Origin of the sequence: Streptomyces flavochromogenes (assembly GCF_000717595.1) — a bacterium.
In the GTDB taxonomy this organism is placed as follows: domain Bacteria; phylum Actinomycetota; class Actinomycetes; order Streptomycetales; family Streptomycetaceae; genus Streptomyces; species Streptomyces flavochromogenes.
The window spans coordinates 48629-61738 of sequence record NZ_JNZO01000017.1 but is presented as its reverse complement, the minus strand read 5'-3'; the positions used below and the strand labels follow the sequence as shown (position 1 = coordinate 61738).

At 72.4% G+C, this 13110-nt stretch carries 9 protein-coding genes; 7 read left to right on the top strand and 2 right to left on the bottom strand.

What is annotated here, in order from left to right:
- Positions 1 to 11 precede the first annotated feature (11 nt).
- Positions 12 to 1523: an Asp-tRNA(Asn)/Glu-tRNA(Gln) amidotransferase subunit GatB gene (gene gatB, locus IF00_RS0121295; RefSeq protein WP_030320336.1), complete on the top strand. Its 1512-nt coding sequence runs from the start codon at positions 12 to 14 to the stop codon at positions 1521 to 1523.
- A 79-nt stretch (positions 1524 to 1602) separates the two neighbouring features.
- Here gatB and IF00_RS0121290 read toward each other — a convergent pair whose 3' ends face one another.
- Positions 1603 to 3453: a protein kinase domain-containing protein gene (locus IF00_RS0121290; protein WP_051820538.1), complete on the bottom strand. Its 1851-nt coding sequence runs from the start codon at positions 3451 to 3453 to the stop codon at positions 1603 to 1605.
- Between the two features lie 248 nt (positions 3454 to 3701).
- Here IF00_RS0121290 and IF00_RS0121285 point away from each other — a divergent pair, with 248 nt between their 5' ends.
- From IF00_RS0121285 to IF00_RS0121260, 6 genes are all read left to right on the top strand, one after another.
- Complete coding sequence (locus tag IF00_RS0121285) at positions 3702 to 5801, top strand: phosphocholine-specific phospholipase C (RefSeq protein ID WP_030320334.1); 2100 nt, start codon at positions 3702 to 3704, stop codon at positions 5799 to 5801.
- A gap of 203 nt (positions 5802 to 6004) precedes the next feature.
- Positions 6005 to 8269, top strand: coding sequence for an MMPL family transporter (locus tag IF00_RS0121280; protein ID WP_030320333.1), 2265 nt, complete (start codon positions 6005 to 6007; stop codon positions 8267 to 8269).
- Complete coding sequence (locus tag IF00_RS0121275) at positions 8247 to 8804, top strand: GNAT family N-acetyltransferase (RefSeq protein ID WP_030320332.1); 558 nt, start codon at positions 8247 to 8249, stop codon at positions 8802 to 8804. Before IF00_RS0121280 ends, IF00_RS0121275 begins: the two co-directional genes overlap by 23 nt.
- A gap of 48 nt (positions 8805 to 8852) precedes the next feature.
- On the top strand, positions 8853 to 9434 hold the full coding sequence (locus IF00_RS0121270; RefSeq protein ID WP_030320331.1) for a hypothetical protein: 582 nt from the start codon (positions 8853 to 8855) through the stop codon (positions 9432 to 9434).
- A 171-nt stretch (positions 9435 to 9605) separates the two neighbouring features.
- A complete protein-coding gene (locus tag IF00_RS0121265; RefSeq protein ID WP_030320330.1) occupies positions 9606 to 9803 on the top strand; it encodes a hypothetical protein in 198 nt (65 codons plus the stop codon).
- 7 nt (positions 9804 to 9810) lie between these two features.
- Positions 9811 to 12867: a helix-turn-helix transcriptional regulator gene (locus tag IF00_RS0121260; RefSeq protein ID WP_030320328.1), complete on the top strand. Its 3057-nt coding sequence runs from the start codon at positions 9811 to 9813 to the stop codon at positions 12865 to 12867.
- Here IF00_RS0121260 and IF00_RS47085 read toward each other — a convergent pair.
- A complete protein-coding gene (locus IF00_RS47085; RefSeq protein ID WP_245234603.1) occupies positions 12751 to 13101 on the bottom strand; it encodes a DUF6191 domain-containing protein in 351 nt (116 codons plus the stop codon). The genes IF00_RS0121260 and IF00_RS47085 overlap by 117 nt on opposite strands.
- Positions 13102 to 13110: the final 9 nt, after the last annotated feature.

The window sequence follows — 13110 nt, the reverse complement described above, 5'->3', positions numbered from 1 at the left end:
AAAGTCTCACCGTGACTGTCACTGAACTGCTGTCGTACGAAGCGGCGCTCGCCGAGTACGACCCCGTCATGGGCCTGGAGGTCCATGTCGAGCTCGGCACCAAGACGAAGATGTTCTGCGGCTGCTCGACCGAGCTGGGCGCCGAGCCGAACTCGCAGACCTGCCCGACCTGCCTCGGTCTGCCGGGCTCGCTGCCCGTCGTCAACGCGATCGGCGTCGAGTCCGCCATCAAGATCGGTCTCGCGCTGCACTGCGAGATCGCCGAGTGGTGCCGCTTCGCCCGGAAGAACTACTTCTATCCGGACATGCCGAAGAACTTCCAGACCTCCCAGTACGACGAGCCGATCGCCTTCAACGGCTACCTGGACGTCCAGCTGGAGGACGGCGAGGTCTTCCGCGTGGAGATCGAGCGCGCCCACATGGAGGAGGACACCGGCAAGTCGCTGCACGTCGGCGGCGCCACCGGCCGTATCCACGGCGCGTCCCACTCGCTGCTCGACTACAACCGGGCCGGCATCCCGCTCATCGAGATCGTCACCAAGCCGATCGAGGGCGCGGGCGAGCGGGCCCCCGAGGTCGCCAAGGCGTACGTCGCCGAGCTGCGCGAGCTGATCCGCGCGCTCGACGTGTCCGAGGCGCGCATGGACAAGGGCCAGATGCGCTGCGACGTGAACCTGTCGCTGCGCCCCCACGGCACCAAGACCTTCGGCACCCGCTCGGAGACGAAGAACGTCAACTCGCTCCGTTCGGTGGAGCGTGCTGCCCGCTTCGAGATCCAGCGCCACGCCGCGGTGCTGTCCTCCGGCGGCACGATCGTGCAGGAGACCCGTCACTTCCACGAGGAAGACGGCTCCACCACGTCCGGCCGCATCAAGGACAACGCCGAGGACTACCGGTACTTCCCGGAGCCCGACCTCGTCCCCGTCGCCCCGGCCCGTGCCTGGGTGGAGGAGCTGCGGGGCACGCTGCCCGAGCTGCCCCGGGTGCGCCGCAACCGGCTGCGCGAGGAGTGGGGTGTGTCGGAGCACGACATGCAGTCCATCCTCAACGCCGGCGCGGTCGACGCGATCGTCGCGACGATCGAGGCGGGCGCGGACGCGGCCTCGGCCCGCAAGTGGTGGATGGGCGAGCTCGCCCGAAGCGCCAACGAGCAGGGCGTGTCGCTAGAGGAGCTGGCGATCACCCCGGCGGACGTGGCCCGGGTCTCGGCCCTGGTCGCCGCCGGCGATCTGAACGACAAGCTGGCCCGTCAGGTCATCGAGGGCGTCCTCGCCGGCGAGGGCACCCCGGACCAGGTCGTCGAGAAGCGCGGTCTGAAGGTCGTCTCCGACGAGGGCGCGCTCGGCACGGCGGTCGAGGAGGCCATCGCGGCCAACGCGGCCATCGCCGACAAGATCCGCGGCGGCAAGGTCGCGGCGGTCGGCGCCCTGGTCGGCGCGGTCATGAAGGCCACCCGCGGCCAGGCGGACGCGGCGCGCGTGAAGGACCTGATCCTGGAGAAGCTGGGCGTCAGCGAGGGCTGATCCCCTTCTCGTACGGACATGTGAACGGCCCCGCACCGGAGTTCCGGTGCGGGGCCGTTCACATGGGCGGGGTATGCGGTCAGCGGCGCAGAATCGGGGCCGCGATCACTCCGCTGCCCTCGTCGGTGCAGGTCTCCTCGACCTTGAGACGCAGCCGCAGCGCCCCTTCGATCTTCAGCGTCTTCTTGATCGGCTTGCCCAGGTCGACGGTCTCGTTGAAGAGGGCCGGCTGGTCGTCCACGGAGACGATGACGCGGGCGGTCTCGATGTTCGATCCGTCGTCGATGCCGGCGGTGAAGTCGAACCACGACCACTCGCGGTTGAGGTCGTACTCGACGTACGCGCCGTTGTAGCAGTCGCCGATGAGGGCGGCTCCGTACTCCTTGGTGTCGATCTTCGCGGTGCCGACGGAGAACCTGTCGGGTTCGCTGACGGAGGCGAGGGTGGTCAGATCGGCGGTGGGCGCGTCCGGCACGGTCCCGGGGTCGTCGGTCGGACTCGCCGACTCCGCCGGGTCTGTCGTCGCCGTGTCGGTCGGCTCGTCGGTCGCCGGCTCCGCGGTGGGCTCCTCGGTCGGGGCCTCGGTGGCGGGGTCGGCCGTCGGCTCCGTGGTGACGGTGGCGGAGGGCGTGCCGCCCTTGCCCTCGGTGCCCTTGTCCTCCTTGTCGCCGAGCAGTTGGACGCCGATCACCGCGAGGACGGCGACCACCAGGATCCCGGCCACGGCCCCGATGAGCGGGGCCTTGCGGCGGCGGCGCGGTTCGGGTGCGCGGGGAGGTGCCGTCTCCGCCGCCAGGGACGCCGGGGGAGCCGTCGGCGGCCCGAGGCCGGGCGTGGCGACGGTGGGCGGCTCCGTGGAGGGCTGCGGTGCGGCGGGCTGCGCGGCCGACACGGGCTGCGGGGCGACCGGCTGCGGTGCCGCCACCGGCGCGGCCGCCACCGGCGTGGCCGCGGGCGGCGGGGGTGTCACCGGCAGGGGCGGCGTCGACGGCTTCTGGGGCGGCGCGGCCGGGACCGCGTCCGCGACGGTCGCCGGGCGGGAGGTCGTCGTCGACACCACCCCGTGCCGCACGTCCTTCACCCAGGCCGACAGGGACAGCGGCCGCCGGCCCGGGGCGGCCGCGGCGATGCTCAGCACCCGGTCCCGCTGCTCGGCGGGAAGGCCCGCGACCTGCGGCAGCGTGCCGAGCGCGGCCGCCAGCTGCTCGGGGGCGGTCGGCGGGGACTGGCCGCTGAGGAGGAAGTACGCGATGGCGCCGAAGGCGTAGCGGTCCGTGCCCGGAGTGCGCTTGCCCTCGAAGATCTCGGGGGCCGCGTAGCCGGGGGTGAACCACACCTCGGCCGTCTGGTGGTCGGCGGTCAGTTTGCTCAGGCCGAAGTCGACGAGGGTCGCCTGCCCGTGCTCGTCGACCATGACGTTGCCCGGGGACAGGTCGCCGTGGACGACGGTCCGCCCGGACGGGGTGGCCTTGCCGGAGTGCAGCCAGTCGAGGACGTCGGCGAGCTGCTCGAGCGTCCGCATCACCTCGCGCCGCTCGGCGGCCGTGGCCAGGGTCCGTTCGGCCCGCCAGTCGCGCAGGTCGAGGCCGTCGACATGGTTCATGACGAGGGCCAGGGCCCGGCCGGTGATCGTCCCGGACTCGCCGGACCGGTGGATCGGCGGCCCCTGGAAGTGCTCCCGTACGCCGACGACACCGGGCCGGTGGACGAAGCGCAGCAGTTCCGCCTGCTCGTTCCACTTCTGGCTGACCCGCTCGAAGACCTCGGGCGTGATGGTGGTCTTCGCGTCGAGGACCTTCACGACGACGGGCTCGGTACCACCGGCCAGCTCGATCTCGGCGAGATAGAGCACGGCCTCGCCGCCCCGCCCGATGGACCGCAGCAGCCGGTACCGGTCAGGTGCGGAGTCGGGCCCGATGTGGTGTGCCATGCTGCTCAAATTTCCCCCAGGGCACAGTGATTGACAGAGAGTCAGCTTGCCGTTCCGATGGGTCCGCGGTCAACGCGGAGGGGGCAGGAGCGGTGGGGGAGGTCACTTGGACTCCTGTCACGTTCTCTTGGACGTTCACCACCGCGTCCCCGTCGGGTCTTCTTTCCGTCATCCCGTCTCACTACCGTCCCCGGCGTACCACCCAATGGCTCGATGGCGAACCATTGGTCGTCGACTGGAGGTCGGTCTTGTCATCCGAGATGTCCCGCAGAAGGCTCCTCGCACTGGGCGGAGGCGCCCTCGGTGTTGCCGCAGCCGGTTCGTTGCTGCCGCCGTCGTTGCAGGCCGCGATGGCCGCGGAGCCGCCGGCCGGCGGGATGTCGGCGGTTCGGCACGTGGTGATCCTGATGCAGGAGAACCGTTCCTTCGATCACTACTTCGGCACCCTCCGCGGCGTCCGCGGCTTCTCCGACCGCAACGCCGTCGAGCTGCCCTCCGGCAAGCCCGTGTTCGAGCAGCCCGCCGCGCTCGGCCGGACCGTGCTGCCCTTCCCGATCCGCGGCGCCGCCGAGACACAGCAGAAGAACCTCCAGTACATCGGGGACCTCGACCACTCCTGGGGCGGCGGCGGGAAGGCCTGGCGCGACGGCTGGATGGACGGGTGGGTCTCGGCCAAGACCGCCGCGACCATGGCGTACTACGACCGGCGGGACATCCCCCTGCACTACGAGCTCGCCGACACCTTCACCATCTGCGACGCCTACCACTCGTCCATCCACACGTCGACGAGCCCCAACCGCAACCACCTCTGGTCCGGCTGGACCGGCTTCGAGGCCGACGGCAGCCGCGCCGTCACCAACGCCGCGTACGCCGAGGGCACCCACCCCGGCTACGGCTGGCCCACCTACGCCGAGCGGCTCGAAGCCGCCGGGCGCAGCTGGAAGACGTACACCGAGTGGGAGAACTTCACCGACAACAACATCGAGTTCTTCACCAGCTTCAAGAAGATCGCCCGCAAGGCGCTCGCCGGAACCGGCGGGCACACCTTCATGGAGTCCTTCTACGCCGCCGTCCGCGACACCGACGACGCCGCCGAGCGCACCCGCCTCCTCGGCCTCCTGGAGGAGGGCGTGGCGACCCTCACCGAGGCCGAGCGCTCCCTCTTCGAGCGCGGACTGCGCCGTGTCGAGAGCGGCACCCTCGCCGACGCCTTCCGCGCCGACGTCGCCGCCGGCACCCTCCCCGAGGTCTCCTACCTCGTGCCGTCCGCGATCGACTCCGAGCACCCCGGCTCCTCCTCGCCGATCGCCTCCGCGACCCTCGTCTACAAGGTGCTCGACGCCCTCGGCGCGCACCCGGACGTCTGGCGCCACACCGTCGTCCTGATCAACTACGACGAGAACGACGGCTTCTTCGACCACGTGCCGCCGCCGGTCCCGCCGGCCGAGAACACGGACGAGCGCTGGAAGGGCCTGCCCACCGGCCTCGGCATCCGCGTCCCGCTGCTCGTCGTCTCCCCCTGGTCGGTCGGCGGCTACGTCTGCTCCGAGACCTTCGACCACACCTCGGTGATCCGTTTCCTGGAGAAGCTCACGGGCATCCGGGAGCCCAACATCACCCCCTGGCGCCGGGCCGTCACCGGCGACCTCACCTCCGCCTTCGACTTCCAGCGGGGCCGCCGGCAGCCCGATGTCGACCAGCCGGGCCCGATCCCGCCCTTCAGCGGCCGCTGGCGGCCACAGCCCCCGGCCGTGCAGCGGATGCCCGTCCAGGAGCCCGGCGCCCGCCGCGCCCGCCCGCTCCCGTACCAGCCGGACGCCGCCGTGACCTCGGAGGCCTCCGCGTCCGGCTCCGTGCGCGTGGCGCTCAGCAACAAGGGGAAGGCGAGCGCGCACTTCGCGCTCTACCCGTACGCGGGTGAGTTCGCCGTCCCGCAGCACAAGGACGTCAGGGGGACGGGGGAGTGGACCGTCCCCGTTCCGGGTGATCATTACCGCTTCACGATCACCGGCCCCAACGGCTTCCGCCGCGAGTTCGAGGGACCCGCGACCGGCGGCGCCGCGCTCGCCTCCCGGATCGATCATCACGACCGTGACCTGCACCTCACCGTACGGAACACGGGCTCGGCGTCCGTCTCCTTCACCGTGCGGCCGCTCGGGTACGTCGACGATCACGACATCGAGGACTGGACCCGCACCGTCACCGTGAAGCCCGGGAAGACCCGTACCGTCGTGCACTCGGCCGCCGACGCGCACGGCTGGTACGACATCGAGGTGACCGCGCCCGGTGGATTCCGCCGCCGGCTCATGGGTCACATCGAGAACGGCCGCGCGAGCGTCTCCGGCTGAGCACCCACGGTGAGCCGTTGTGCCCGGAGGGTCGGGACCGAGGTCCAGGACCTCCGCCCCGACCCTGCGGGCATGCCTGTGAGCATCGACACGAAACGGGCAAACGATCACGTTTGGCTGCCACAGTGGGCGCACGTAGGTCAAGCGTTCTTTTTCGGGCTGTTCCCGCTGAAGATCCTCGAACCACCCAGGGAGCACGTCCTTTGGCAGCCATCGCACGGTGGTGCATCAAGCACCGCCTCGTCGCCGTCCTGCTGTGGCTCGTCGCCCTCGGCGGGGTCGGCACCGCGGCAGTCGCCGCCGGCAGCTCGTACTCCAACGACTACGAGGTCCCCGGAACCGAGTCCGGCCGTGCGACCGCCCTCCTGGAGCGCGGCTTCCACGGCCTCGGCGGTGACAGCGACACCATCGTCTGGCACACCGACAAGGGCAGCGTCCGCGCCGACGGCGTCGAGCGTCGCATGACCGCCATGCTCGACCAGGTCGCCGAACTCCCCGGCATCGCCACCGTGACCTCCCCGTACGGCGACACCCGGGGCCAGGTCAGCGAGGACGGGCACACCGCCTACGCCACCGTCACCTTCCACGAGCAGGCCGACGACATCCCCGAGGCGCAGGCCCGGGCTCTCGTCGACACCGCCAAGGCCGCCGCGAACGAAGCCGACGGACTCGCCGTCGAACTCGGCGGCAGCGCCGTCGCCCTCACCGAAGCCCCCGGCGGACACATCGCCGAAGTCGTCGGCGTCGCCGTCGCGGCCGTCGTCCTCTTCCTCGCCTTCGGCTCTCTCGCCGCCTCCGCGCTCCCCATCGCGACCGCGCTCGTCAGCGTCGGCATCGCCTACTCCGGGATCGTGCTCCTCGGCCATCTGATGACCGTCGCCGACTTCGCCCCCATGCTCGGCATGCTCGTCGGCCTCGGCGTCGGCATCGACTACGCCCTCTTCATCGTCACCCGGCACCGCAGAGGCCTGAAACGCGGGCTCTCCGTCGCCGAGGCCGCCGAGACCGCCGTCGCCACCACCGGCCGCGCCGTCGTCTTCGCCGGAGCCACCGTCTGCATCGCCCTCCTCGGCATGCTGATCCTGCGGCTCAGCTTCCTCAACGGCGTCGCCATCGCCGCCTCCCTCACCGTCGTCCTCACGGTGGCGGCCTCCGTCACCCTCCTGCCGGCGCTTCTCTCCCTCATCGGCATGCGGGCGCTGTCCCGGCGCGAACGCCGGACGCTCGCCGAGCACGGGCCGCAGCCCGAGCTGCCCACCGGCTTCGCCGCCCGCTGGTCCGCCTTCGTCGAGCGGCACCCCAAGCTCCTCGGGATCGTCGCCGCCGTCGTCATGGGCGTCCTCGCGCTGCCCACCCTCTCGCTCCACCTGGGCACCTCCGACCAGGGCAACGGCCCGGCCACCGCGACCACGCGGCAGGCGTACGACCTGATCGCCGACGGCTTCGGCCCCGGCGTGAACGGGCCCCTCACCCTGGTCGCCGGGCTCGACGGCGCCGACGACCGGGTCGCCCTCGACCAGCTGCCGGCCGCCCTGTCCGCCACCAAGGGCGTGGCGTCCGTCTCCCCGGTCACGTACAACAGCTCCGGCGACACCGCCGTCCTCATCGTCGTCCCCGACTCCTCGCCCCAGTCCAAGGCCACCAGCGAGCTCGTCGACCGGCTCCGCACGGACGTCCTCCCGCCGGCCGAGAGCGGCACCTCGCTCGATGTGCACGTGGGCGGCGTCACCGCCTCGTACGACGACTTCGCCGAGATCATCATCGGCAAGCTGCCGCTCTTCGTCGGTGTCGTCATCGCGCTGGGCTGTCTGCTGCTCCTGCTCGCCTTCCGCTCCATCGGCATCCCGCTCAAGGCCGCCGTGATGAACGTCGCCGCCGTCGCCGGTGCCTTCGGTGTCGTCGTGGCGATCTTCCAGTGGGGCTGGGGGAGCGAGCTCCTCGGCCTCGGCAGCGCCGGGCCGATCGAACCCTTCCTGCCGGTGATCATGGTCTCGGTCCTCTTCGGACTCTCCATGGACTACCAGGTCTTCCTGGTCAGCCGGATGTACGAGGAGTGGCTGGAGACCGGCGACAACCGGCGGGCGGTCCGGGTCGGCCTCGCCGAGACCAGCCGCGTCATCAACTCCGCCGCGGTGATCATGATCGCGGTCTTCCTCGCCTTCGTCCTCTCCGGCGACCGGGTCATCGCGATGTTCGGCATCGCGCTCGCGGCGGCCGTCGCCCTCGACGCCTTCGTGCTGCGGACGCTTCTCGTCCCCGCCCTCATGCACCTGCTCGGCGGGGCGAACTGGTGGCTGCCCAAGTGGCTCGACCGCCTCCTGCCCCGGATCAGCATCGAAACGCCCGAGTGCCGCGAGGTCGCCGACGCGCGTGGGAAAATACCCGCTCAGCGCGGAACGGCTGTGACGGCGACCGCGGTTTCGGCCGTGGAGGAGAGGAACGACGATGTTCGCGATATCGCTGGGTGACGACGGTGCCGAGCTGAGGCCCCTGGAGCCCTCGAAGGCCGAGGAGTTCCTCGCCCACATGGACCGCGGACGCGAGTTCGTCGGCGAGCACATCGTCCTCGCCGACGTCGTGGCGGACATCGACTCCGCCCGCTCCTTCCTCGGCTCGTACGCCGAGAAGGCCGCGAACGACACCGGGCGCATCTACGGCATCTGGACCGGGGGCACGCTCGTCGGCGGCGTCCTCTTCCGGACCTTCGACGTCGCCTACGGCACCGCCGAGGCCGGTTGCTGGCTGGAGCCCTCCGCGGCCGGGAAGGGCCTGATCACCCGCGCCTGCCGGGTCATCATCGACTGGGCGATCGAGGAGCGCGGCATCCACCGCGTCGAGTGGCACGCCTCCGCGAAGAACGGGCCGAGCATCGCCGTCGCCCGCCGCCTGGGCATGACCCGCGAGGGCGTGCTGCGGGAGAACTACCCGCACCGCGGCGTCCGCGCCGACACCGAGGTCTGGGCCGTCCTCGCCCCGGAGTGGCGCGCGGCGAAGGCCTCGTAACCCGCTTTCCTCATACGGTTCTCATACGGGGCGCCTAGCGTGCCGCGCATGGACACGAAGACGACGACAGAGAAGACCGGCGAGAGCGCGGACGCCGCCGAGGCGGCCGCGCCCGTCGAGGAGACGACCGCGGTCGCGCTCGACAAGCAGGACGCCGAACCGGCCACCGCGCCGCTCGACGCGGACGGGGCCGCGGGCGAGGCCGAGGACGACGAGGACGACGAGCTGTTCGCCGAGGCGGCGGCTCCCGCCTCCGCCGGCGTCGGCGGCGCCGCCGCGGCCGTGGTCTCCGCCGCCCTCGGCGCCGTCGCGCTCACCGGCACCTGGACCGGCAAGGTCGTCTCCGAGCGCGAGACCCTCCTCGGGCAGATCAAGACCTCCGGCTCCGGCACCCCGGCCCAGCAGATCTCCGAGATCTACGGCGACGCCTGGCACAGCACCGCCCTGGTCAACGGCGTCTTCGCGCTGATCGCCCTGCTCGTCGCCGTCCTCGTGCTCGTCCTCCCGGGGCGCCCCGCCTGGGTCCGCTCGGTCGCCGTCGCCGGCGCCGTCCTCGGCGGCCTGGGGCTGCTCCTGTCGGTCGGTACCTACTTCGACCTGTTCCTCAGCCTGCCGACCGCCGGATCCTGACCCATGCCTAAGGCAGCCGGGGGCGACGCCTAAGTCCCCCCAGGACCCGCCTAAGGACCCCCGTACCCCGAACATGCGGCACACGCCCGATGTGGCCGCACCCCCTGGGAAACCACAGTAGAGGCATCGCAAGGAGCGATACCGACACAGAGAAGAACCAGGGAGCACCCGATGTTCGAGTACGAACTCCACCGCATGAACCACGCCCAGCTCGTCCGTGAGGCCGCCGCCCAGCGACTGTCCCACGAGGCCGCCGAGACGGTCGGCTCCGCCCGGGGCCTGCGCCGCCTCGGCCGCCGGAGCGGGAACAAGGAAACGGAGGGGCGGGTGAGCGACGGCGGACGGGGTCGCTTCGTCCGGGCCGCGTGACCCCCGTATGAGCGATGGCGTGGACGGCTGTGCGATGCTCGGCGCCGTGGAGACCAGGTCAGTCAGTCCCGTGTTCGTCGGCCGCGCCGGCGAACTCACCGCCCTCACCGAGGCGCTCTCCCGCGCGACCGCGGGGGAGCCCCAGGCCCTGCTCATCGGCGGCGAGGCGGGGGTCGGCAAGACCCGGCTCATCGAGGAGTTCCTCGGCACGGCCTGCGAACAGGGCGCCGTCGTCGCCCTCGGCGGCTGCGTCGAGCTCGGCGCCGACGGCCTGCCCTTCGCCCCCTTCGCCACCGCACTGCGCTCGCTCCGCCGCCGCCTCCCCGAAGAGCTCGCCGCGGCGGCCGACGGCCAGCAGGCGGAGCTCGCACGGCTGCTCCCCGAACTGGGCGACCCCGGCAGCCACGAGTCCTCGGACGAGGACTCCACCGCCCGCCTCTTCGAACTGACCGTACGGCTCCTGGAACGGCTCGCCGCCGACCGCACGATCGTGCTCGTCCTGGAAGACCTGCACTGGGCCGACGCCTCCACCCGGCACCTCCTCACCTACCTCCTCCGCACGCTGCGCCGCGGCCGCATCGTGGTCGTCGCCAGCTACCGCGCCGACGACATCCACCGCCGCCACCCGCTGCGCCCCCTCCTCGCCGAACTCGACCGGCTCCGCACCATCCGCCGCATCGAACTCGCCCGCTTCACCCGCACCGAGGTCCACCGCCAGCTCACCGGGATCCTCGCCGCCGAGCCCGACCCCGGCCTCGTCGAGGAGGTCTTCGAACGCTCCGACGGCAACGCCTTCTTCGTCGAGGAACTCATCGTCTCCCACGAGGCCGGCTGCGCCGCGGGGCAGCTCAGCGACTCCCTGCGCGATCTCCTGCTCGTCCGGGTCGAGACGCTCCCCGAGGACGCCCAGCGGATCGCCAGGATCGTCGCCGAGGGCGGCTCCACCGTCGAGTACGGACTGCTCGCCGCCGTCGCCCGGCTCACCGAGGACGAACTCATCGAGGCCCTGCGGGCCGCCGTCGGCGCCAACCTCCTGCTCGCCGTCCCCGACGGCGACGGCTACCGCTTCCGTCACTCCCTGGTCCGCGAGGCCGTCAGCGACGACCTGCTCCCCGGCGAACGCTCCCGCCTCAACCGGCGCTACGCCGAAGCCCTGGAGGCCGACCCCGGGCTCGTCCGGGCCGACGAGCGCGCCAACCGGCTGGCCACCTACTGGTACCACGCGCACGACCCGTCCAAGGCCCTGCCCGCCGTCCTCGGCGCCTCCGTCGCGACCCGCAAGCGCCACGCCTACGCCGAGCAACTCCGCCTCCTCGAACGGGCCATGGAGCTCTGGGACGAGGCCCCCGCCGAGATCCGCGGCTCGCTCCGGCCCATGGACTACGCCGAGGCCTACCCGGCCTGCGGCTGCGATCCCGAGACCGCCGCGCTCAGCTACCTCGACCTGCTCGCCGAGGCCGCGGTCGCCGCCCGGCTCAGCGGTGACCGCGAACGCGCACTGAAGATCTGCAAGACGGCGCTGCGCCTCCTCGACGACACCGAGGCGGGCGACCCCCTGCGCGCCGCCTGGTTCTGGACCGAGCGCGCCCGCCTCCAGTCCAACCTCGGCCGCGGCGACGGCTGGGAGGAGATCGCACGCGCCCAGGAACTCGTCAAGGGCCTCCCGCCGTCCGCCGTCCACGCCGTGGTCCTCGTCGGCGCCGCCGGATGGGGCATGCTCCGCAACCCCGGACCCGACGCCCTCGCCGCCGCCGAACGCGCCGTCGAGTACGCCCGGCTCGTCAAGGCCGAGTCGATCGAACTCAACGCCCGGCTCACCCTCGGCACTCTCATGACCGCGGCCGGCGACGTCGAGGCCGGCCTCAAGGAGATGCACGCGGTACGGGAACGCACCGCGGCCCTCGGCCAGTTCACCGAGACCGCCCGCGCCCACATCAACATCTCCTCCGCCCTGGAGTCCCTCGGCCGCTCGGCGGAGGCCGTGGAACTCGCCGACACCGGCATCCGTGTCGCCCGCTCCTACGGACTCGTCGACAGCGTCGGCTGGGTCGAGGCCAACCGGGCCGAGTCCCTCTTCTCCCTCGGCAGCTGGGACGAGATCGGGGAGATCGCCGGGCGGCTGCTCCGCTCGGCCACCAGCAGCAAGCCCCGCGGCTCGGCCTCCCTCCGCCTCGCCCAGGTCGCCGTCGCCCGCGGTGAACTCGTCGCGGCGTGCCGCCATCTCGCCGACGCCCGCGCCGCCTACGGCAGCCGCGACACGATCCCCCAGTACGTCCTGCCCATGGCGCAGATCGAGATCGCGGTGGCCGCCGCCGAGGGACGCGTCGAGGAGGTCCGGAGCCAGCTGGCCGCCGCCGAGAAGGCGGGCTTCCCGCCCGGCACCCACCGCTACGGATGGCCCCTCGTCCTCGCGGCGATCACCGCCGAGGCCGACAGCCGGGGACTGCCCGCCGCCGACGAGGGCCGCGCCGAGGCGCTCGCCGTCGTCCGCCGCAGCGTCCGCCGCCTCGCCACCCCGGCCCCCCTCTGGGAGGCCTACTCCCGGCAGGTCTCCGAGGAGATCGCCCGCGCCGAGGGCCGAGAGACCGCCGCCCGCTGGGCCGAGGTCGTCGCCGCCTACGAACCGCTCGAACGCCCCCACCAGCTGGCCCGCGCCCGCCACCGCCTCGCCGACGCCCTGCTCGTCGAGGGCGGCCGCCGCGAGGAGGCCGCGGCCCTGCTCCGGCAGGCCCACGCCACCGCGGTCCGACTCGGCGCCCGCCCGCTCCGCGAGGACGTGGAACTCCTCGCCGCCCGCGCCCGGCTCTCCCTGACCGAGGAGAGGCAGGCCCCGGCACCCGCAGAGCCGGGGGACGACACTTTCGGCCTCACCCCCCGTGAGCAGGACGTCCTGCGGCTCGTCGCGACCGGCCGTACCAACCGTCAGATCGCCGGGGAACTCTTCATCTCACCCAAGACGGCCAGCGTCCACGTCTCCAACATCCTCGCCAAGCTCGGCGTCGCCGGCCGGGGCGAGGCCGCCGCCCTGGCCCACCGCCTCCACCTCGTCGACACGCCCCTCTGACCCACCGGGCCCCCCGTCGACCGCCCCGCCCCCCTCAGCCGCGTCCCCGGCCGCCGCGCCCCCCGCCGCCGGGCGGCGGGCGGCCCGTATCGTCACACGGCCCGAGGTGAGGTCTATCGGCCCCCGAGACGGGTCGGCGTCACCCGGGTCCTCCCTGGTCAGCGCCTGCCTGCGGAGCTCCTCCTCGGTGTGCCTGCGGCCGGGCGCGAACAGCTCCGCCAACGGGTCGAACACGGTCACCAG

Excerpts from the sequence above, each read along its gene's own strand:
- IF00_RS0121290 (WP_051820538.1), bottom strand. The coding sequence starts at position 3,453 with ATGGCACACCACATCGGGCCCGACTCCGCACCTGACCGGTACCGGCTG.
- IF00_RS0121275 (WP_030320332.1), top strand. The coding sequence starts at position 8,247 with ATGTTCGCGATATCGCTGGGTGACGACGGTGCCGAGCTGAGGCCCCTG.
- IF00_RS0121270 (WP_030320331.1), top strand. The coding sequence starts at position 8,853 with ATGGACACGAAGACGACGACAGAGAAGACCGGCGAGAGCGCGGACGCC.
- IF00_RS0121265 (WP_030320330.1), top strand. The coding sequence starts at position 9,606 with ATGTTCGAGTACGAACTCCACCGCATGAACCACGCCCAGCTCGTCCGT.
- IF00_RS0121260 (WP_030320328.1), top strand. The coding sequence starts at position 9,811 with ATGAGCGATGGCGTGGACGGCTGTGCGATGCTCGGCGCCGTGGAGACC.